Genomic DNA, 19,406 nt, shown 5'->3' with positions numbered 1-19,406 from the left:
GGAGGTGAAAAAGAATGTCAGCGATAGACAAAAGGGTTAAAGAGATCGTTGCCGAGCAGCTTGGCGTCGATGAGGCACAGGTAACGAATGAGGCATCGTTCATGGACGATCTGGGTGCCGATTCTCTTGATACCGTGGAACTGGTTATGGCCCTCGAGGAGGAGTTCGACATCGAGATCTCCGACGAAGACGCTGAGAAGATCCAAAGCGTACAGGACGCCATCGACTACATCACCGAGCATACCTAAACACGAGGGGGAAGGGGAACCTTCCCCCTTTTCACACAGAGCGGCACTGCCGCTATCTCTGCACGATTCCAGAACATCGGGAGCACGCCATTATGAGAAGAGTTGTTGTGACGGGAGTCGGAGCCATTTCCCCCCTGGGGACCGGCAACGGCAAGAACTGGGATGCACTCGTCGCGGGACGGTCGGGAATCGATCTGATTACCCGTTTCGACGCCTCGGAGCTTCCCGTAAAGATTGCCGGCGAAGTTAAGGATTTCACTCCTGAGGATTTCATTGAAAAAAAAGAGGTCAAGAAAATGGACCTCTTTATTCAGTATGCCCTTGCGGCTGCCCAGTTTGCCATGGAGGATTCGGGGCTTCAGATTACCGATGAGAACGCTGAACGCGTCGGGGTGATTGTCGGAGCCGGTCTCGGCGGACTGCCGACCATTGAGAAATATCATGCGGCAATGCTGGAAGGGGGCTACAAGAAGATCTCTCCTTTCTTTATTCCGATGCTCATTATCAACCTGGCTCCGGGTCATATTTCCATCAAGTACGGGGCAAAGGGACCAAACCTTTCGTCAGTCTCAGCCTGCGCTACCGGAACCCACTCAATCGGTGATGCCTATCACATGATCAAGCGGGGAGATGCGGACGCCATGATTGCCGGCGGTACCGAGTCGACGGTGACACCTCTCGGAATAGGTGGTTTTGCCGTGATGAAGGCCCTCTCTACCCGTAATGACGACCCGAAAGGGGCATCCCGCCCCTTCGAGAAAAACCGTGACGGATTCGTCCTCGCCGAAGGCGCCGGAATCGTGATCCTTGAAGAGTATGAGGCTGCCAAGAAGCGCGGGGCGAAGATTTATGCCGAGGTAGTCGGTTATGGCCTCTCGGGCGATGCCTATCACCTGACAGCGCCTGCCCCGGAAGGAGAGGGGGCCGCTCGCTGCATCAAGATGGCCCTCAACAACGCCGGCATCAATGCGGATCAGGTTGACTACATCAATGCTCATGGTACTTCAACTCCTTTCAATGATTACTATGAGACGCTTGCCATCAAAAAGGTCTTTGGAGACCACGCAAAGAAACTCATGGTCTCTTCCACCAAATCGATGACTGGTCACCTTCTCGGGGCAGCAGGCGGTGTCGAGGCGGTATTCAGTCTCATGGCGATGGACAAGGGTGTTGTTCCTCCGACCATCAACTACCAGGAGCAGGATCCGGAGTGCGATCTCGATTATGTCCCCAACACTGCCAGGGATGCAAAGATCACCTACGCCATGAGCAACAACTTCGGTTTCGGCGGCACCAATGCCACGCTTCTCTTCAAGAAGATATAGCGAGGTGACGCGGTGATACTCGTCGGAAGCGATCATGGGGGCCTTGAACTAAAGAGTGCAATTAAGCTTCTCCTGACTGAACGGGGCATTACTGTTGAGGATTGTGGAACTGATAACGGCAATTCGGTTGATTATCCAGACTTCGGCATCAAGGTTGCCCGCAAGATTTCAGCAGGCGAAGCGGAAAAAGGTATTCTTTTCTGCGGAACCGGCATCGGGATGTCGATCGTTGCCAACAAGTTCCCCAATGTAAGGGCTGCCTTGGCAACGGACCCCTTCATGGCTCGTATGGCGAAGGAACACAATAACGCCAATATACTGGTTCTTGGAGGGAGGGTCCTCGACGAGGCGACGGCCCGTGAAATGGTTTGTGTCTGGCTCGATGCCACTTTTGAAGGGGGGCGTCATCAGGGAAGGCTCGATAAGATAGCCGCCCTTGAAAAGGAACTGATGAAGTAGTCCGGCCGAACCGGCCGACTTGTGGAAGATACGCACTACGGGACTGTCAATGGTCCCGTTTTCCTTTTTGTAATTGTGAAAGGAGTCAACTATGTCGATCCTCGAAACCTTTGACCCGGCAGTTGCCGAGGCCATCCGTCATGAAACCGAGCGCCAGGAGTACAATCTGGAGCTCATTGCGTCCGAAAACTTTGTCTCCGAAGCAGTGATGGAGGCCCAGGGGTCGGTTCTGACCAATAAATATGCTGAAGGGTACCCTGGCAAGCGTTACTATGGCGGTTGCCACCATGTGGATGTGGTGGAGAACCTTGCAATTGAGCGGGCGAAAGAACTGTTTGGTGCCGACCATGCGAACGTCCAGCCCCACTCTGGCTCCCAAGCCAATATGGCGGTTTATTTCTCGGTGCTGAAGCCGGGCGACACCATTCTCGGCATGAATCTCTCCCACGGTGGTCACCTTACCCACGGCAGCCCGGTGAACTTCTCGGGCCGGTTCTTCAACGTGGTTCCCTATGGGGTTTCCCAGGAGACCGAGACCATCGACTTCAGTGAAGTCGAGCGTCTCGCTCTGGAGCATAAGCCGAAGCTGATCGTCGTGGGGGCCAGCGCCTATCCACGTGTTCTGGATTTTGCCGCCTTCAGGACCATCGCCGACAAAGTGGGGGCGTTGGTCATGGTGGACATGGCCCATATTGCGGGGCTCGTTGCTGCCGGCCTTCACCCAAGCCCGGTTCCCTATGCCGAGTTTGTCACCACGACAACCCACAAAACCCTGCGTGGACCCCGCGGCGGGATGATCCTCTGCCGCGAGGAATTTGCCAAGACCCTCAATTCCAACATTTTCCCCGGTATTCAGGGCGGCCCTCTCATGCATGTCATCGCGGCCAAGGCAGTTGCCTTCAAAGAGGCTCTTGCACCTGAATTCAAGTTGTATCAGGAGCAGATTGTCAAGAATGCACGGACCCTTGCTGACGAACTCATGAAGCGCGGCTTCCGACTTGTCTCCGGAGGAACCGACAACCACCTGATGTTGGTTAACCTGACGGGCACCGAGTTGACCGGTAAGGTGGCCGAGGAGGCCCTCGACAAAGCGGGCATCACGGTCAACAAGAACACCGTCCCCTTTGAGACACGCTCTCCCTTTGTTACCTCCGGCTTCCGGATCGGTACTCCTGCTGCCACAAGTCATGGACTCAAAGAGGCAGAGATGGTGGAAGTTGCCGCTTTCATCGCCGAGGCCTTGGCAAATGTGGGGAACGAGGCAAAGCTCGTAGAGGTAAAGGGGAAAGTGAACGCCCTCATGGGCCGTTTTCCGCTCTATGCCAGTCGCCTGAAGTAACGTTCACCATACCATTACACAAAGAGGGGGAATGCCACGTGGCATTCCCCCTCTTTGTGTTTGGACTGTCGTGAATCTTACTGTTGTATGAAGACCGCCAGCTCAATTCTGTCTCCATCGGACAGGCAGATCGGGAAACAGAGGGCCTTGTGGCCTTCAGGCACCGGAATGCCATCGGGGGCTTCTATGATCTCGGGTGGGGCTATTTCCATGGACTTGCCGCTCTGAGCCGCCTTGGCGGCGATGTTCCCCAAAGCCACGTTCACGAATTCCATTACCGTGTCGTCGAGAATTTCCTTCGGTTCGTTGTCGACATTCGGTTCCTTGAGGATCGCTTTGGCAATTTTGTTCTGGGTGGCAGCAGTAACGCCCATGACATAACGACCCGAAATATCACCACTGAAATTCATGGCGGCGTAGACATCCATTGCAGGTACCCGGTCCGACATAAAACAGGGCTCGGGGCGGAAAACGAGGAGTGCTACGCGCGTAAGCATCTTGTAGGAGAGGTCGACCACTATTTCCCAAACCTGCGAGTCTGTGATGCCGGACGGTATGACCACGGTATCGGTTGTGTACTGGGCCTGGTCTGCCTTGAATTCGTCCAGGTATTTCGGCAATTCATCAGCCTGTAGGCCACCTACTTTAACGAGAGCCTCTCCGATGTAGAGGTGGGTATTTTTCTGTCGCGCCAGAACCTGCATCATCTGCTCACTGGTCAGAAGCCCCAGTTTTACCGCCATATCCCCGAAGCGAAGGTCTTCGATCCGTTGCGCGTTGTGGACTCTCTCGATGTCTGCCTCTGTGAGAATGCCCATGGCAAGGGAGGTGGCTCCGAAGCTGAGATTCACCGATTCCTGAAGCTCTATGGCCTGCAAGAGGATTTCCCTCGAGACCACCCCTTTTTCAACGAGAAACTGTCCGAAAAACTTGACTGCCATATCAATGTCCTCCCTGAGAACAAGAGTAGTGCTATACGATGGCCGTGGGCGGCGTGTGTCTAAATCTCGCGGAGGATTTTCAGGATATTTTCCGCTTCAAATGGCTTTGAGATAACCGTGCGGGCTCCGAGGCGCAGAGCTTCGGTGAATTTGTCGCCGACGCCTCCAAGTGAGGTAATCATGACCACTTTCACGTTTTTGTCGAGGGCCACGAGGGTGCGGAGGGCAGTCAGTCCGTCCATTCCTGGCATGTTCATATCCATGCAGATGATATCGGGGTGTTCGGTCTGGTGCATCCGGATGGCTTCCATGCCGTTTTTGCCGTGTCCAACAACTTGGAACTCGCCGCTGTCTGCGAGTATCTTCTCCAGTTGTCGGGCCACTGAGATACTGTCATCTACAATCAGCACCTTTTTCATGTACTCCTCCTTCCTATACGTCCGCGGCTACGCGTTTGTTTGCCCGTTCACTGTTTCATATCGGCAGGTTGCGGATTTTATTTAGAAAAAAATTGTCCAGTTTTATTCCTCATCTGTAACCGGCCGTAAAATAGATAGAATATGGTGCCGCTGTGTAGGCCTTACTATGATAGCCAAAACGGGGAAGTTCCCGGTGGTAAAGGGGACAGCATGGTCAGCAGTGCTTTCTTCGGTTCACGTAAATGTGGATACAATTTTTCTTCGCAAATGTAAATATGTAGTTATTTCAAGTTGTTAAGCCTGTTGGCCCGGTCGAATCCTGAGCTGATAAAGAATCTTGAACTTTGGCCGCTATAAAAACCCTTGCAAAATGGATAGTTGCCGCTATAGTAGCCACAGAATCCCATAAACAGGAGGGTTATATGACCAAAGCAGAACTCGTGGACGCCGTAGCAAAATCCGCAGAACTCACCAAGGCTGCCGCTGACAAGGCGGTGAACGGGGTGATCGAAGCAGTTACTGCAGCTCTCAAAAAAGGTGACAAGGTGACATTGGTTGGCTTCGGCAGCTTTGAGGTCGCTACCCGCAAGGCCCGTACCGGCCGCAACCCCCAGACCGGCAAAGAGATCAAGATTGCTGCCGCCAAGGTTCCCAAGTTCCGCCCCGGCAAGGCCCTCAAGGACGCCGTGGCCGGCGCCAAGAAAAAGAAGTAATCCACTTTTTTCAAGAGTAACAGGAAAGCCTCTCGTGTTCGACATGAGGGGCTTTTTTCGTTGTAGTCTCCCCAAAATGAGCTTTCCACGGTAGGTGTGGATAAGTCTCCTATTGTTGTGGATATGCCTCAGATTTCCCAAGTATCATTCGGCACTTTTTCGGCTTGCACAATGAATAGGCAGTGTTGTTAACGTATTGAAATTGCGTGTCAATAGTTATTTTTGCTTGTGCGGAGTGTCGAGTGCATTCATCTGTAGGATGGGCCGGGCGATAAGGTTGAGTGAGGTGGATAACTGTCGCTTGACAGGCATCTTTTGGAATGATAGGTTTTCAAATGATAACCAATATCCCGGTAGTTGGAGAACGTTATGCAGCCGATAACCTCCCGTCAGCGGGAAGTGCTCGATTACATTGCTGGTTTTGTTGACCGGAACGGCTACCCTCCGACCCTCAGAGAAATTGCTGGGCATCTGAAGGTGAGCGGCACGCTCGGTGTCATGAAGCATCTGGATGCCCTGGAGCAGAGGGGGTACCTCCGGCGGCAGAGCGGCAGTTCCCGGGGGATCATCCTTGCCGGGAGAACTGCCCAGACTGCATCGATTCCCGTTGCGGGAGTAGTCCGTGCCGGGCTGCCGCAACCGGCCATTGAGGATATCGAAGACCGCTTGGCGATTGACTGTTCTCTGGTCAAAGGGGGAACCTTTTTTCTCCGGGTGCGGGGGGATTCCATGATCAACGCCGCCGTTATGGACGGCGACCTGGCCCTTGTCCGGCCCCAAGCCACGGCCGAAAATCGGGACATCGTGGTGGCAATGGTCGATGGAGAGGCAACCCTCAAGCGCTTCTATCGATGTGAGGATCATATCCGTCTCCAGCCCGAAAACCCTGGTATGGAGCCGATTATTGTCCGCAACGGGGAGGGGGAGGTGGCCATCGTCGGCAAGGTGGTTGGAATCTACCGTCCTCTGGACTGACACCATGGAATCTGTACATGAACGAACCATCCTCCATGTGGACCAGAATGCGTTCTTCGCATCGGTGGAGCAGGAGGCGAACCCCGAACTGCGCGAAAAGCCCATCGCGGTCATCGGCAGGGGCCGCACGGTAGTGACCACTGCCTCCTACGAAGCCCGGGCCTTTGGCGTCAAGACGGGTATGACCACCTGGGAGGCGAGGCGCGCCTGTCCCTCAATCATCCTCGTGGTTGGCAACAATGCCGCATACACCCGGATTTCCGTTCAGATCAAAAAGATTTTCCTCGACTACACCCCCCTCGTCGAGACGTTTTCCATCGACGAGGCATTTCTTGATGTGACCGGCTCCCTTAGGCTTTTCGGTTCTCCGGAACGGATTGCCCACCTGATCAAGGCCCGGATCAGACATGGTTTTGGGCTCACCTGTTCCATCGGGATTGCGTCCAACAAGCTCCTCGCCAAACTTGCTTCGGAAATGCAGAAGCCCGATGGGCTCACGGTCATCAGGCCGGAAGAAACCGCCCGAGTCTTGGAAACTGTTCCCATTGAGGCTCTCTGTGGGATCGGGCGGAAGACACAGCGCCAGCTGGCTCTTCTGGGCATCCGAACCTGCGGTGACCTCGGGCGCTTTCCCGTGGAAATCCTCCGGCGCCGCTTTGGGGTTATCGGCGAACGGCTGGTGATGATGGGGCAGGGGAGGGACGATTCCCCGGTGGTTCCCGATGAGGAGGCCGAAGAGGTGAAGAGCGTCGGCCACAGCACGACCTTGGACCGAGACATCTCCGGCCGGCACGATATCCTCAGGTATCTCCTCCAGCTTTCCGAAATGGTGGGGCGGCGGGCACGTCGTTACGGCGTTGCGGGGAAGACTGTCCACCTGACAGTCCGATACGCGGACTTCACCACGTTCGGCCGGCAACAGACGCTGCCGCTGTCCACCAATGACAGCAGGGAAATTTACCGTGAGGCTGTGCGGATCCTTGATACCCTTGTCCTGGAGCAGCCGGTGCGGCTTCTGGGGGTGAGGATCACGAACCTTTGCCATCAGAGGGAGCAGTTGCCGCTTTTTCACCATGAGAGGTGCAGGATGTTGGCAACGGGGGCCATGGATGCCGTGAATGACCGCTATGGAGATTTCTCTGTTACCTTCGGAAGCCTCCTGGACAATGAGGAGAAAGGCTCCTTCGTCATTTCTCCGGCCTGGCGGCCTGAGGGGATCAGAAACGTGGATGTGAAGTGAGGCCCTGTCGGGACGTCCGTTTGGAAAGAAAGAGCGACATATGGTGTCGCACCACCATGGTAGATTGGCATGCACCGCGTAAGGAAAGGTGCCCTCTATGAATGCTCGATCGCAACGACCCCAGGCCCTGCCGGGCCAAACCATTGCCCTTGATACCAACTGCGGCAAACTTTATGTCACGGTGAACTGCGACCCTTCGAGCGGCCTGCCGGTGGAGATATTCTGCCGTTTCGGCAAGGCGGGCGGCTGTGGCAGTGCTGTCATGGATGGCATGACGCGGATGATATCGTGTGGGCTCAGTGCTGGCATGGCTACGGAAGAGGTGGTGTCGCACCTCCGGGGCATATCGTGCCATCGCGGGCCGGGAACCTGCATGGACGCAGTCGCCAGGGCGCTTGAGGCGGTCACGGAGCAAAAAGAAGACAGCTGCTAGCGTATCGTGTTTGGATGCCAGGTAAGTATGTATTGATAAATATGGCGTGGCGGCGCGAAAGGGAAGATCTATGAATGAAAAGCTTGCCCCGGGATTGTACCGGCACTACAAGGGGGATTTCTATAGGGTGATTGGCGTGGCTCGCCACAGTGAAACCGAGGAGGAACTGGTGGTTTACCAGTGCCTGTATGGCGACAGCTCTCTCTGGGTTCGTCCTCTGGCGATGTTTGTGGAAACCGTCACTGTTGATGGCAGTCGTGTGTCAAGATTCGAGCGGCACGACGAAACAGCTGTCTCGATAAAGATTGACGCGAACTGCTGCAAGGGGTGTGGTCGTTGCGTTTCGGCATGCAGGGACCGGCTCATCAGCCTGGAATCAGGCGAGTGGGGGAAGATTGCTGTCGTGGGAGAAGGCGGGCGGTGCGATCTCTGTGGCAGGTGCATTGCGGAGTGTCTGTTTGGGGCCATATTGCTATGGGTGCCGTCTTCGGGAAAACACTTGAATTCGTCTGGGGCGCGCTAGTTTTCCGCTGGGGAGAGGAGGGGAATGCCCATGGTATGAGCAGGATTCATAACGAGTTTGACTGATATGCCGGCTTATTTCATGTTTTCGTAGAATAGGAATACGAGAAGGACGACGAGTGCTGCCGCGATGATCATCAACACGAAGGCTATGGCGGTGTTGATAGTGTCCTGGAGTTTTTCCTTCGGCGTCCTGGTTTCCCTGATATATCGTCCCATCGGCGCCTCCGGTTCGCTACGCTCTGGTTGTTTTGTGACTCCGTCGTATCCCTTTTTTTTCACACTATCGGAATTGATCCTCAAGATCAAGTTTCCATATCATAAACGAGCCATCGTATGTCATCCATGTGGGTTGCATGAACCCCATGCCGACCTTATACTTGTTTTCGACCGTTTGCCGGCACGCGCTTTCAGAAGGCGCGCCGAGGCGGAATCTCATGTCTGGTCGGAATCCCAATGGAAATCCTTTCTGATATATTTGCAGCTTTTCCCCAACGCGGGAATGCGCCAGCTTTCGTCTATCGCACTGGGGTAAGGCGCTACGTTTTTACTTACCTTGAGCTGCACGACCTCTCGCTCCGGATGAACCGTTGGCTGGCTGACCAGGGAGTAGGGGAGGGGGACCGGGTGGTTCTCTGGGGACCCAACTCCCCCTGGTGGGCGGTGGCCTTCTGGGGAATCGTAACGCGAGGGGCAGTTGCCGTACCGGTCGATTTCATGTCGGGTGCCGAGCGGGCCGAGACCATTGCCGGCCTCACGGAGGCAAAGCTCGTCATCCAGAGCAGGGACAAGCTTGACCGGCTCACGGGGAGGCAGTCGGTATTACTGGAGGATCTCGGTTTTCTCCTGGAAGCGGTGGAGCCCCTAGCCACCATCCACCGGCCGGCCCCCGACGACATGGCCGAACTGATCTACACCTCCGGCACCACCGGCAACCCCAAGGGGGTGATTCTTACCCATCGGAACCTGATTGCCAATCTCCTTCAGGTGAACCGGCATATTTCCATCGTTACCACTGATTTCTCGTTCCTGTCACTTCTTCCCCTTTCTCACATGTTCGAGCAGATGGGAGGCTTCTTCACTCCCCTCTACCAGGGAGCCGCCATCGTCTACATACGTACCCTCAAACCATCGGCGATCATGGAGGCCTTGGGGGACGAGGATATTTACGCCATCATCGCCGTGCCGCGGCTGCTTCAGCTTCTCAAGGGCTCCATCGAGCGGGAACTGGAGGCCAAGGGCCTTGGCTCCATCTTCAGGTGGCTCCTGAAAGCGGGAGAGCGGATGTCCCACGGGGGCCGTTCGATTCTGTTTCGTCCCATCCAGCGGAAGTTCGGCCGCAACTTTGCCCTGTTCGTCTCGGGAGGCGCCCCCCTTGACCCGGAGGTGTTCCGCTTCTGGAACGGCCTCGGCTTCAGGGTCGTCGAGGGATATGGCCTCACCGAGTGTGCGCCGGTCCTGACCGCCAACACCGTGGAAAGCCAGGTGATGGGCTCGGTGGGCACCCCCCTTGACGGCGTGGAGTTGCGGCTCGAAGAGGGAGAAATTCTCGCCAGGGGCGATAACATCTTTCCCGGCTACTTCCGTAACGAGGAAGCCACGCGGGGGGCCTTCGTCAATGGCTGGTTCCGGACCGGGGATCTGGGGGAACTGGACCCGGACGGCTGGCTCCGCATCAAGGGGAGGAGCAAAGAGCTCATCGTCACCGGGGCCGGGGTCAATGTCTACCCCGATGAGATCGAGGCGATCCTCAACCGGACCCAAGGAGTGCGGGAAGGGTGTGTCATTGGTCTTGACCGGGGAAAGGGGGAAGAGGTTCACGGCGTCCTTATTCTGGACGGCTCAGGGCGGCCGACGGAAGAGATCATCAATGAGGTGAACGCCAAGTTTGACGAACTCCACCGGGTTACCTCCTTTTCCGTCTGGCCCGAAGCGGAGTTCCCCAAGACCACTACCCTGAAAATCCGCAAGTTTCAGGTGAAGGAGCGAATTGAACAGGGTGGGGGGACTGCGGGAGACGGCCGGGGGACCGACCGCCTTACGGCCCTTGTGGCGACCATTACCGGTTCTCCCCTGGAGCAGGTCACAGAGGGGGCCCTTCTCGTTAACGACCTGGGGCTCACCTCCATCGCACGCCTCGAACTCGTGAATGCTCTGGAGATGGAATTCAGGCTCGACCTGGAGGATTCGGTCATTGGCCCCCAGACCCGCGTGGCCGACCTCAGGGAGATCGTCAACCGTCGGGAGAAGGTGCATATCCGCGAACATTTTCGGATCTGGGCCATGGGGGGAGCTGCCCTTGCGGTGCGACGCCTGCTTGATACCGTGCTCCACGGCCCGCTCCTTCGGGCCTTCGTAACCCTCAAGCCGGACGGCATCGAGAACCTCATGGCGGCAAAAGGGCCGATCATGTTCGTCTCCAACCACCTGAGCTACCTGGACCAGCCGGCCATCATGTGTGCCCTTCCCGAAACCTGGCGCTACAACACCGCCACTGCCGCCTGGGAGGAGTTCTTCTTCCGCAACTTCAAAAACCTTCCCCAGCGGCTCTGGAAGCGATTCACGTACGAGTATGCAAGCGTGGCCTTCACGGTCTTTCCCCTTCCCCAGTCACGGGGCTTCCGGGGGGCGCTCCGCTTCATGGGGACTTTGGCGGACCAAGGCATGAACATCCTTCTCTTTCCCGAGGGAGAACGCTCTCGGGACGGCAGGCTTCTGCCGTTTCAGCAGGGACTCGGCGTCATGATCCGCGAACTGGGGGTGCCTGTGGTTCCGGTCAGGATCAGGGGACTTGAAAAGGTTCTCCCCCGCGGCGCATCGTGGCCTCAAAAAGGCGAGGTCTCGGTAACGTTCGGCAAACCGATTCACTTCCGGGGAGAATCGCCGACAGAGATCGTGGACCGGGCGCGCCGCGCCGTGGAGGACCTGTAGGTAATGGCATGGCACCTGAAAACCAGTGACGAGGCCATGGCAGAACTCGGCACTTCCCCAGAGGGGCTTTCGGTTGAGGTGGCTCGAGTACGTCTTGCTGAGATCGGCCCCAACGAGCTGGAGGAACAGGTCCGCCGGACTCCTTTCGCCATGGTCCTCTCCCAGTTCACCGATTTCATGATTCTCATCCTCCTTGGCGCTGCGGCGCTTGCGGCCATTATCGGCCACCTGAGTGACGCCCTGCCGATCATTGCCATTGTCATCCTTAATGCCCTTATCGGCTTTGTCCAGGAGTTTCGGGCCGAACGGGCCATGGCGGCCCTGCGGGAGATGGCGGGGAACAGCGCCACCGTGGTGCGGGAGGGGAGCCCGGTTGCCATCCCTGCCAGGGATATCGTGCCGGGTGATCTGGTGCTTCTGGAAGCGGGCAACGTCGTTCCGGCCGATTTGCGGCTGGTGGAGACGGCCCATCTGAAGGCTGTGGAGGCGGCCCTCACGGGGGAATCCCTGCCGGTAGAGAAGATGACGGAACCCCTTGCCGACCCTGAACTCTCTCTGGGGGATCGGCGCAACATGGCCTACAAAGGGACCATCATCTCCTACGGGCGGGGAGCGGGTGTTGCCGTGGCCACGGGAATGGGCTCGGAACTGGGCCGGATTGCCACCATGCTCCAGAACGAGGAGGAGACGAAAACTCCGCTGCAGAAGCGGCTAGCCGTTTTCGGCCAGCGCCTGGCGGTGGCGATTCTCATTGTCTGCGCCATCATCTTTACCCTCGGCTATTTGCGGGGAGAGCCACTACTCCTCATGCTTCTCACCGCCATTTCCCTGGCGGTGGCGGCTATTCCCGAGGCACTTCCCGCAGTGGTCACCATCACCCTTGCCTTGGGCGCCCGGAAATTGGTCCGGCAGAACGCCCTTATCCGGCGGCTTCCGGCGGTGGAGACCCTCGGCTCGGTCACCTACATCTGTTCCGACAAGACCGGTACCCTCACCCTCAACCGGATGACCGTGGAGAAGGTGGCGATGAACGGCGTCACTATGCCCCTTGCAGAGGCCTGTGACGCCATGGGTGGGGAAGATACTGGCCGTCACTTCGTGATGGCCCTGGCCCTTTGCAACGATGCACGACTCGACAACGAGGGGAACCTCCTTGGAGACCCCACCGAGACCGCCCTTTTGGCTGCTGCCCTCATCTGCGGTTATGACCGCAGCGAACTCGAAGAATATCATCCCCGCGTGGCGGAACTCCCTTTTGACTCAGAGCGCAAGCTCATGACCACCTTCCACCGACGGAGGGAAGGTTTTGTCTCCTACACCAAGGGCGCAGTGGAGGCGATTCTCGACAGATCCTCGGCAATGCTGGTCAATGGGGAGGAGAGCGTCCCTGATGTCGAAAATATTCTCAGACTGAGCGAGGAGATGGCGGTGGAAGGGCTCCGGGTCCTGGCCGTGGCGATGCGGAACTGGGAACAGGTTCCCGACCGTCTGAAGAGCGACCGTGTGGAGAGGGAGTTGATTTTTCTCGGACTGGTGGGGATGATGGACCCGCCGCGGGATGAGGCTGCGGAGGCGGTGACCGACTGCCGAGGTGCCGGGATCACGCCGGTCATGATTACCGGCGACCACCCTCTCACGGCCCGGATCATCGCCCGGCGCCTTTCGCTTGTTGATGACGAGAGCGAAGTGATCACCGGTCGCGAGTTGGCGGAACTCTCCCCGGAGGAGTTCGAACAACGGGTGGAGGATATCAGAGTCTATGCCCGGGTGGCGCCGGAGCAGAAACTGAAGATCGTCAAGGCCCTCCAGGACAGGGGGCACTTCGTCGCCATGACCGGCGACGGGGTGAATGACGCCCCGGCCCTGAAGCGGGCTGACATCGGTATTGCCATGGGGATCACCGGCACCGACGTGGCCAAGGAGGCTTCGGCCATGATCCTTCTGGACGACAACTTTGCCACCATCGTCAAGGCGGTCCGGGAAGGAAGGCGGATCTACGCCAACATCTTGAAATTCATCATCTATTCGATCACAAGCAATGCCGGCACCCTGGTGGCCATAACCCTTGCCCCCTTTTTCGGACTCCCGTTGCCGCTATTGCCGATCCAGATCCTCTGGCTGAACCTGCTCTGTGACAGTCTGCCGGGGTTGGCCCTTGCCGGTGAACCGGCCGAGCGGGACGTCATGAAGCGTCCGCCGGTGGATCCCGATGAAGGGATATTCTCTGCCGGCCGTGGATACTACGTGCTCGGTTTCGGTTTCCTCATCGGCGCCATTGCCCTGGCGTTCCAGGCCTTTGCCTTGCGCCGGGGGCTCCCCTGGCAGACCATGGTATTCACCTTTCTCGTCCTGAACCGGATGGCGGTGGCTCTGTCGGTCCGCTCAGACCGGCATTCTCTTTTCCGGATCGGCCTTTTCTCCAACCTCCCCCTCTGCGGGGCGATCATTGTCACCTTCCTTCTCCAACTGGTGGTTGTCTATATGCCTATCCTGAACCCGGTATTTAACACGACGCCCCTCTCCGGAGAGGCACTCGCACTTACCGTGGTTCTGGCTCTCGGCATGATCCTGGCTTCTGAGTTCCTTAAAGTAATCAAAAGGCTGAAACGGCGAAAAGATTAGATGTCAAGGACGACGGTTGCGCGCCAGATTCCGTTTCGTTGCTCGACGGCGAATCGGTGGAGGGTGACGGCCTTCACATCTACGACCATGGGGTGCCAGTCGGGGTCTATTTCTTCTCCCCGGACCACGGTACGGAGTTTCAGGGTGGCATCCTCGTCGGCTATTGTGAGGGTTTCCGGCCGGAGAAGGAGCCTGCGGGCGTCCTTATAGTAGATGAGTTCCTGCAGGAAAGAGAAGAGGAGGAGGTCGAGAGCTTCGTTTTCGAGGATGATTTCAAGCTCCCGACAGGGTCGGACAGTGGTGAGATCCTCCACCATGACGTTGGTCAGGGCATCGGCTGCTGCCTCGAACATCTCCTCCCGGGTGGTGCCGGTGGCCTCGAAGGCGATGTCCGCTGTGGCGATGTCGGGGAGGTAACGGTAGGGCATGGGACCATTCCAAACAGTGTTTCAGAGAAGGGCGTCGATCGCTTCGAAGTCGATCTCGTTCTCCGCGTTGGCCCTGATCCAGTTCAGTTTCTCCTGGTCCTCGGCGGTGATCTTCGCCACGTCCTCCATGAGGGTAGTGAAGACATTGGCCGTGGAATCATGGACCCTGATGTAGGGGATATTGCTGTCGTCCAAAATTTGCTGGCTTATTTCCGAAGCGGGTATGTGGCCGGCGATGACAAGCCCCACGATCTTTTCCCGGAAAGCTGGGATGTGATAGAGGGAGGAGAGGGTGACGATGAGCTCGTCGCGGGAGCTGGTTATGACGATGAGGGTCGACTCCTGCAGGGCGTCCACCACCCGCTGGGCAGAGGCGGCCCCCAAATGAATGTGGTGGATGATGCGGCTTTGCCCGTCGGGGTCGCCGTGGACCGGAAGATTGAGCAGCTTGCCGATGTGGGAGAGGGTAGGGTTTGCCAGGATGGGGGAGTAGTTGAAGCCGCCGCTGATCTTGAGGGTGCGTCCCGGGAAACCTTTGCCGAGGAAGCTGAGAATTGATTCCCGCTTGTCGGCCCGGAGCTTGTTGACGAGTATCATCCGGACATCGGCATCCTCTTTCTCGTAGAGCGCCAGATTCAGGTGCACCGCGTCGATGGAGCTTCCGATGCCGCTGTCGGTTACGATGATGACCGGAGCGTTGAGGGTATGGGCAACGCAGGCATTGCTGAGGCCGATGACCGATCCGACGCCGCCGTGCCCGGCCCCTTCGATGATGAGGAAATCATATTTCTTGTCGAGAATTTCGAAGGCTTCGAGAATCTTCGTCTTGAGGACATTGCAATCGAGCTTGCCGCTCAGGAAATCGCGGGTGAAGTTCTTGTGGAGCGAAACCGGGTTCATGAGGGGAAGATCCTCCTCCAGCCCGAAGGTTCTGGCCATGAGAATGGCGTCCATGTCGACGGTGAGGCCGTTGTACCCCTCGATCTTGGGGCCGATGGGTTTGATGAAGCCCACTCTGTTGTATTTCTGGCGTGCCAGGTGCATGAGTGACACGCTCATGGTGGTCTTACCGCAGTTCTGTCCCGTCGCGCCGATGAAGACTCTCTTCGCCATCCGTTTCCCCCGCGGTAATTGAATTCCATCAGATATTCAAGGCGTACCTAGTGCCCGAAAACGAGCGTTGTCGAAGTGAAGATGAGTATACACTATAGATTCGGGTGGCGAGAGAAAAAACTCTTTGTATTGCCGGGCAATCAGGGTGATGGAATTGCAACGGCCGAATCAATATTTTACTTAATGTCTTTGGCCTGTTTTGTGCAAAACGATCCATGATATTTCTACCGGAAGGTGCCCTGTGAAATCTCTACTCTTGCTACTTCCTGCGGTTCTAGCTGTGGTTGGCTGTTCGCCTGTTCGTGGGCAGTTGAGTGATTGGCAGGGTGCCAGGCTCGACGAGCTGATGGAGCAGGCCGGCCCCCCCTCGTCCGTTTCCGCCGACATGGCCGGGAACAAGTATTATCACTGGCTTGAGGACCGGGGCGGCGTGTACACCTATAATGGGCCGGTCAATCTCAAGTGCGAACGGATTTTCGGTGTCGATGAGCGGGAGGTCATCACCTCGTTTGCTTGGGATGGTAACTGTCTCGCCTTGCCTGACTCCCCCTGGCAGCGTATTTCGCAAAGCCGGCAAGGGACGGAATGATTCATGCGGATAAATGACAAAATTTCGTCACGGGATGTCGGGAAGAAGGCAGAAAAGGGGACGCTCGTGCGGGCGGGTGGCGGCGAAGCCAATTCCCCCTTTGTGCGGGCGCTGACGCTGCGCCGGACGGAGCTTGACACCTATGAACAGCAACTCCAGGACCTGAAGGAAGAGATTGACCGGGCCGGTACCGACCTTGAGCGGGAGCCGACCGTAGCCAATTTCCGGACCTTTCGCGACCTCATCGCTACCCTTGCCAAAACGGTGACATCCAACGCCTATCGCCTTGAGCGGGTAGGGGGAACGTCTCTCAATCCCCGTTGCTTCGAAATCATTACGGTAATCGACCGGGAGGCGGACAACCTCCTGCGCCTCATCATGACGGAAAACAAGGACCGCCTGAAGATCACCAACAAGATCATGGAACTCAAGGGGCTGATCATCGATTTCCTCACCTGATCGTTCGGCTGGCACCTACCCCTTGACATTGCCGATGGGGAGAAGCCGCACGACCCGCCGGCTCAGGTGGGCCCGCTCCGTCGCCTCGGCAACGTCGTCGATGTCCTTGTACGCCCGTCCCGACTCCTCGGCAAGCCCGCCCCACGAAGCGGTCCGCACGTAAATTCCCCGCTCCTCCATGTCCCGCTGCAGCTTCTGTCCCCTCACCATCTTCTTGGCCTGGTGCCTGCTCATGGTCCGACCACTGCCGTGGGCCGTGGTGAAGAAGGTTTCGCTCCCCCCTGGCTCTCCCGCCAGAAGGTAGGAACCCGTCTCCATGCTTCCGCCGATAATGACCGGCTGGCCAGTTTCCCGGTACCGCTCGGGTATCCCCTCCATGCCGGGACCGAATGCGCGGGTCGCCCCCTTGCGGTGAACGAGGAGCGCGCGCTTTCGTCCGTCTACCACGTGGGTTTCCAGCTTTGCGGTGTTGTGTGCCACATCGTAGACCATCTCCATTCCAAGATCGGCGGGGTCGCGGCCGAAGATGTCGGAAAAGACCTCGCGGATGCGGTGGAGGATCACCTGCCGGTTGGCAAAGGCCATGTTGACGGCGCACTTCATGGCGGCGAAGTAGTCCTGCCCCTCCTGGGAGCGGAACGGCGCGCAGGCCAGTTCACGGTCGTTGACGGTGATGCCGTATTTTCGCTCCATGACCGACAGAAAGAGCTGCAGGTAGTCGGTGGCCACCTGATGCCCGAAACCCCGGCTGCCGCAGTGGAACATGATCACCACCTGGTTCGGGATGGTGATGCCGAAGGCCCTGGCAAGTTCCTCGTTATAAATATTCTCCGGCCGGGCCACCTGGATCTCCAGATAATGGTTGCCAGACCCAAGGGTGCCGATCTGGTTATACCCCCGGTCGATGGCCTTGTGACTGATCTTTGAAGCGTCGGCGCCCTGAAAGCAGCCACCTTCCTCGGTCATCTCCAAGTCCTCGGGCCAGGCGAACCCTCTCTTCAGGCACCAGCGAGACCCCTGCTCGGCAACGGTACAGAATTCATCGTGGGAAAGGCTGACGAAACCGTGGCTCCCCACACCCGCCGGCACACGGTAGAAGAGGGCGTCCACCAGCTCCCTGAGGCGTGGCTTGACCTCGTCCTCGGTTAGATTGGTGAGGACGAGCCGCATGCCGCAGTTGATGTCGAAGCCGATACCGCCGGGCGAGATGACGCCGGTTTCCGGATCCATGGCGGCCAGTCCGCCGATGGGGAACCCATACCCCCAGTGGCCGTCGGGCATGCAGAAGGCGTACTTCTGGATTCCGGGGAGACAGGCCACGTTTGACACCTGGTCAAAGACCCCGGCGTCCATGGCGGTGATCAGTTTCTCCGTGGCAAATATCCTGGCCGGAACCAGCATGCCGGGTTTATAGGAAACGGGAAGCTCCCAGGTGGTGTCAGTTATCCTCTTGAGGGCCGATGGTACGGGCATGACCTGACCTCCTTTCGCGGACTTGGAAAACTATACCACGGGGAGCATCATTTGCTTGGGCAAGAGGGGTAGCGGGGTGTGTAGGTAAGTATGAAAGTATATGTCATGCGCCGAATTCCAGAAACCATTCTTCAAAGACCGCCACGCGGTGCTCCCCGTGTCTGCGAAGGCCTTTCCTGATTTCGTGGGGGTCCTTTGCCCGGCGGAGCGCATCGCCTTTTTTGGAGTAGAACAAGTCGGCATAACAGACGATCCTCTCCTCCCGTGAAAGGGGCACCATGTCCCGCAGGGGGAGGGGAAGCTCCTGGTTCCTGATGTCCTCGATGGTGAGGCCGACACCAATGTGGCGCTCGCAGACAAGGGCGTGGCGCGGCAATCCTTCGGCCTCAAGTATCTCGCGGCCAATGATGCCGTGGAGGATGTAGGGTGCGGTCCCGGGACAGCCGATGCCGGGGGAGTTTGTGCGGCAGACGCCGATATCGTGGAGCAGTGCCGCCTCCTCGATAAAGCGCAGGTCAAGGGAAGGGTCGCCGAGGGAGCGGGCGATCCGGACCGCCTTGTTCGCCACCATGCGGCTATGTTCGAGTACTATGGCACAGGCCGCCACGGCATCGCCGAAATGACGGGCCAGGATCTCTTCAATGTCCATCGTGTTTGCCTCCGCAAGATATTGCGGTTATTATTTAATTTCACGGCATTGCCTGTCAACCAGTTCCATCACCGTCATGGCTGGCGATAACCCAATGCATAGATTCCGGAGGTAAACTTTGTCTCCCGTGAAAGGATGGCAATGATCGAGATACGAGAAGCTGACCTGAAAATCGAGTACTACCGAGGTTCGGGTCCCGGGGGGCAGCACCGCAACGTGACTGAAACCTGCGTACGTATTCGGCACCTTCCCACCGGTATCGTGGTTCAGGCGTGCGAAAACCGTTCCCAGGCCCGCAACCGTGAGCTTGCCCTGGAGCGCCTGCGTCAGGCATTGGCGCGTCGTGCACGGCGGGCCAAGAAGCGGGTGGCAACCACGGTTCCCCGCAGCCAGAAAGAGAAGCGGATCGAAGAGAAGAAACGGCGCTCCCTGACCAAACGCCTGAGAACTCCTTTAGAGGATTAGCCGTATTTGGCTAATTCCTTGACCTTGCGGCGTTTGTCGGGTATTCTTGCCCACCACTTTACC

General features: G+C 57.5%; 20 protein-coding genes and 1 pseudogene. 14 read left to right on the top strand and 7 right to left on the bottom strand.

Features of this window, described 5'->3' with window-relative positions; translation table 11 throughout:
• The first annotated feature begins 14 nt into the window (after positions 1 to 14).
• From acpP to glyA, 4 genes are all read left to right on the top strand, one after another.
• Complete coding sequence (gene acpP / locus KI811_RS05660) at positions 15 to 248, top strand: acyl carrier protein (RefSeq protein WP_004511463.1); 234 nt, start codon at positions 15 to 17, stop codon at positions 246 to 248.
• Positions 249 to 340: 92 nt separating this feature from the next.
• A complete protein-coding gene (gene fabF / locus KI811_RS05655; RefSeq protein WP_214185498.1) occupies positions 341 to 1,573 on the top strand; it encodes a beta-ketoacyl-ACP synthase II in 1,233 nt (410 codons plus the stop codon).
• A 12-nt stretch (positions 1,574 to 1,585) separates the two neighbouring features.
• A complete protein-coding gene (rpiB, locus tag KI811_RS05650; RefSeq protein WP_214185497.1) occupies positions 1,586 to 2,032 on the top strand; it encodes a ribose 5-phosphate isomerase B in 447 nt (148 codons plus the stop codon).
• Between the two features lie 91 nt (positions 2,033 to 2,123).
• Positions 2,124 to 3,371 carry a serine hydroxymethyltransferase gene (glyA, locus tag KI811_RS05645; RefSeq protein WP_214185496.1) on the top strand — a complete coding sequence of 416 codons (1,248 nt, stop codon included), beginning with the start codon at positions 2,124 to 2,126 and terminating at the stop codon, positions 3,369 to 3,371.
• 77 nt (positions 3,372 to 3,448) lie between these two features.
• Here glyA and KI811_RS05640 read toward each other — a convergent pair whose 3' ends face one another.
• Together KI811_RS05640 and KI811_RS05635 are read right to left on the bottom strand one after the other, a co-directional pair.
• Complete coding sequence (locus KI811_RS05640; protein WP_214185495.1) at positions 3,449 to 4,312, bottom strand: chemotaxis protein CheX; 864 nt, start codon at positions 4,310 to 4,312, stop codon at positions 3,449 to 3,451.
• Between the two features lie 59 nt (positions 4,313 to 4,371).
• A complete protein-coding gene (locus tag KI811_RS05635; protein WP_214185494.1) occupies positions 4,372 to 4,731 on the bottom strand; it encodes a response regulator in 360 nt (119 codons plus the stop codon).
• Positions 4,732 to 5,153: 422 nt separating this feature from the next.
• On the opposite strand from KI811_RS05635, the gene KI811_RS05630 reads away from it, so the two are divergent.
• From KI811_RS05630 to KI811_RS18950, 5 genes are all read left to right on the top strand, one after another.
• A complete protein-coding gene (locus KI811_RS05630; protein ID WP_004511457.1) occupies positions 5,154 to 5,444 on the top strand; it encodes an HU family DNA-binding protein in 291 nt (96 codons plus the stop codon).
• A gap of 369 nt (positions 5,445 to 5,813) precedes the next feature.
• Positions 5,814 to 6,419, top strand: coding sequence for a transcriptional repressor LexA (gene lexA / locus KI811_RS05625; RefSeq protein WP_214185493.1), 606 nt, complete (start codon positions 5,814 to 5,816; stop codon positions 6,417 to 6,419).
• Between the two features lie 4 nt (positions 6,420 to 6,423).
• Positions 6,424 to 7,659 carry a DNA polymerase IV gene (gene dinB, locus KI811_RS05620; RefSeq protein ID WP_214185492.1) on the top strand — a complete coding sequence of 412 codons (1,236 nt, stop codon included), beginning with the start codon at positions 6,424 to 6,426 and terminating at the stop codon, positions 7,657 to 7,659.
• Between the two features lie 97 nt (positions 7,660 to 7,756).
• Positions 7,757 to 8,092, top strand: coding sequence for a TSCPD domain-containing protein (locus tag KI811_RS05615; RefSeq protein WP_214185491.1), 336 nt, complete (start codon positions 7,757 to 7,759; stop codon positions 8,090 to 8,092).
• A gap of 70 nt (positions 8,093 to 8,162) precedes the next feature.
• Positions 8,163 to 8,615 (top strand): DUF1653 domain-containing protein, encoded by a 453-nt coding sequence (locus KI811_RS18950; RefSeq protein ID WP_214185490.1) that lies wholly within the window; start codon positions 8,163 to 8,165, stop codon positions 8,613 to 8,615.
• A 74-nt stretch (positions 8,616 to 8,689) separates the two neighbouring features.
• Here the strand turns inward: KI811_RS18950 and KI811_RS05605 are convergent, their stop codons facing one another.
• Positions 8,690 to 8,833 (bottom strand): hypothetical protein, encoded by a 144-nt coding sequence (locus KI811_RS05605; protein ID WP_214185489.1) that lies wholly within the window; start codon positions 8,831 to 8,833, stop codon positions 8,690 to 8,692.
• A 237-nt stretch (positions 8,834 to 9,070) separates the two neighbouring features.
• Here KI811_RS05605 and KI811_RS05600 point away from each other — a divergent pair, with 237 nt between their 5' ends.
• Both KI811_RS05600 and KI811_RS05595 read left to right on the top strand, forming a co-directional pair.
• A complete protein-coding gene (locus KI811_RS05600; RefSeq protein ID WP_214185488.1) occupies positions 9,071 to 11,545 on the top strand; it encodes an AMP-binding protein in 2,475 nt (824 codons plus the stop codon).
• Positions 11,546 to 11,548: 3 nt separating this feature from the next.
• On the top strand, positions 11,549 to 14,167 hold the full coding sequence (locus KI811_RS05595; protein ID WP_214185487.1) for a cation-translocating P-type ATPase: 2,619 nt from the start codon (positions 11,549 to 11,551) through the stop codon (positions 14,165 to 14,167).
• Here the strand turns inward: KI811_RS05595 and KI811_RS05590 are convergent.
• Both KI811_RS05590 and KI811_RS05585 read right to left on the bottom strand, forming a co-directional pair.
• On the bottom strand, positions 14,164 to 14,595 hold the full coding sequence (locus KI811_RS05590) for an archease (RefSeq protein WP_214185486.1): 432 nt from the start codon (positions 14,593 to 14,595) through the stop codon (positions 14,164 to 14,166). The two genes, KI811_RS05595 and KI811_RS05590, sit on opposite strands and share 4 nt — an antisense overlap.
• Positions 14,596 to 14,616: 21 nt before the next feature.
• Positions 14,617 to 15,708, bottom strand: coding sequence for a phosphotransacetylase family protein (locus KI811_RS05585; RefSeq protein WP_214185485.1), 1,092 nt, complete (start codon positions 15,706 to 15,708; stop codon positions 14,617 to 14,619).
• Between the two features lie 310 nt (positions 15,709 to 16,018).
• On the opposite strand from KI811_RS05585, the gene KI811_RS05580 reads away from it, so the two are divergent.
• Together KI811_RS05580 and KI811_RS05575 are read left to right on the top strand one after the other, a co-directional pair.
• Positions 16,019 to 16,297 carry a hypothetical protein gene (locus KI811_RS05580; RefSeq protein WP_246551387.1) on the top strand — a complete coding sequence of 93 codons (279 nt, stop codon included), beginning with the start codon at positions 16,019 to 16,021 and terminating at the stop codon, positions 16,295 to 16,297.
• 3 nt (positions 16,298 to 16,300) lie between these two features.
• Entirely contained in the window at positions 16,301 to 16,756 is a 456-nt protein-coding gene (locus KI811_RS05575; protein WP_214185483.1) for a YaaR family protein, read from the top strand.
• A 15-nt stretch (positions 16,757 to 16,771) separates the two neighbouring features.
• On the opposite strand, the gene KI811_RS05570 is transcribed toward KI811_RS05575, so the two are convergent.
• Both KI811_RS05570 and KI811_RS05565 read right to left on the bottom strand, forming a co-directional pair.
• Positions 16,772 to 18,229 (bottom strand): RtcB family protein, encoded by a 1,458-nt coding sequence (locus tag KI811_RS05570; RefSeq protein ID WP_214185482.1) that lies wholly within the window; start codon positions 18,227 to 18,229, stop codon positions 16,772 to 16,774.
• A gap of 103 nt (positions 18,230 to 18,332) precedes the next feature.
• Positions 18,333 to 18,878: an HD domain-containing protein gene (locus tag KI811_RS05565; RefSeq protein ID WP_214185481.1), complete on the bottom strand. Its 546-nt coding sequence runs from the start codon at positions 18,876 to 18,878 to the stop codon at positions 18,333 to 18,335.
• A 144-nt stretch (positions 18,879 to 19,022) separates the two neighbouring features.
• On the opposite strand from KI811_RS05565, the pseudogene KI811_RS05560 reads away from it, so the two are divergent.
• A pseudogene (locus KI811_RS05560) lies at positions 19,023 to 19,343 on the top strand (peptide chain release factor-like protein); the annotation flags it as partial.
• Between the last annotated feature and the right edge of the window lie 63 nt (positions 19,344 to 19,406).

Source organism: Geobacter hydrogenophilus (assembly GCF_018501225.1).
GTDB lineage: Bacteria > Desulfobacterota > Desulfuromonadia > Geobacterales > Geobacteraceae > Geobacter > Geobacter hydrogenophilus.
This window is presented reverse-complemented; position numbering and strand designations above follow the sequence as displayed.

Excerpts from the sequence above, each read along its gene's own strand:
- KI811_RS05575 (WP_214185483.1), top strand. The coding sequence starts at position 16,301 with ATGCGGATAAATGACAAAATTTCGTCACGGGATGTCGGGAAGAAGGCA.
- KI811_RS05565 (WP_214185481.1), bottom strand. The coding sequence starts at position 18,878 with ATGGACATTGAAGAGATCCTGGCCCGTCATTTCGGCGATGCCGTGGCG.
- KI811_RS05590 (WP_214185486.1), bottom strand. The coding sequence starts at position 14,595 with ATGCCCTACCGTTACCTCCCCGACATCGCCACAGCGGACATCGCCTTC.
- KI811_RS05615 (WP_214185491.1), top strand. The coding sequence starts at position 7,757 with ATGAATGCTCGATCGCAACGACCCCAGGCCCTGCCGGGCCAAACCATT.
- lexA (WP_214185493.1), top strand. The coding sequence starts at position 5,814 with ATGCAGCCGATAACCTCCCGTCAGCGGGAAGTGCTCGATTACATTGCT.
- KI811_RS05585 (WP_214185485.1), bottom strand. The coding sequence starts at position 15,708 with ATGGCGAAGAGAGTCTTCATCGGCGCGACGGGACAGAACTGCGGTAAG.
- KI811_RS05595 (WP_214185487.1), top strand. The coding sequence starts at position 11,549 with ATGGCATGGCACCTGAAAACCAGTGACGAGGCCATGGCAGAACTCGGC.
- KI811_RS05570 (WP_214185482.1), bottom strand. The coding sequence starts at position 18,229 with ATGCCCGTACCATCGGCCCTCAAGAGGATAACTGACACCACCTGGGAG.
- KI811_RS18950 (WP_214185490.1), top strand. The coding sequence starts at position 8,163 with ATGAATGAAAAGCTTGCCCCGGGATTGTACCGGCACTACAAGGGGGAT.
- dinB (WP_214185492.1), top strand. The coding sequence starts at position 6,424 with ATGGAATCTGTACATGAACGAACCATCCTCCATGTGGACCAGAATGCG.
- KI811_RS05630 (WP_004511457.1), top strand. The coding sequence starts at position 5,154 with ATGACCAAAGCAGAACTCGTGGACGCCGTAGCAAAATCCGCAGAACTC.
- fabF (WP_214185498.1), top strand. The coding sequence starts at position 341 with ATGAGAAGAGTTGTTGTGACGGGAGTCGGAGCCATTTCCCCCCTGGGG.
- KI811_RS05640 (WP_214185495.1), bottom strand. The coding sequence starts at position 4,312 with ATGGCAGTCAAGTTTTTCGGACAGTTTCTCGTTGAAAAAGGGGTGGTC.
- glyA (WP_214185496.1), top strand. The coding sequence starts at position 2,124 with ATGTCGATCCTCGAAACCTTTGACCCGGCAGTTGCCGAGGCCATCCGT.
- KI811_RS05635 (WP_214185494.1), bottom strand. The coding sequence starts at position 4,731 with ATGAAAAAGGTGCTGATTGTAGATGACAGTATCTCAGTGGCCCGACAA.
- acpP (WP_004511463.1), top strand. The coding sequence starts at position 15 with ATGTCAGCGATAGACAAAAGGGTTAAAGAGATCGTTGCCGAGCAGCTT.
- KI811_RS05600 (WP_214185488.1), top strand. The coding sequence starts at position 9,071 with ATGGAAATCCTTTCTGATATATTTGCAGCTTTTCCCCAACGCGGGAAT.
- KI811_RS05605 (WP_214185489.1), bottom strand. The coding sequence starts at position 8,833 with ATGGGACGATATATCAGGGAAACCAGGACGCCGAAGGAAAAACTCCAG.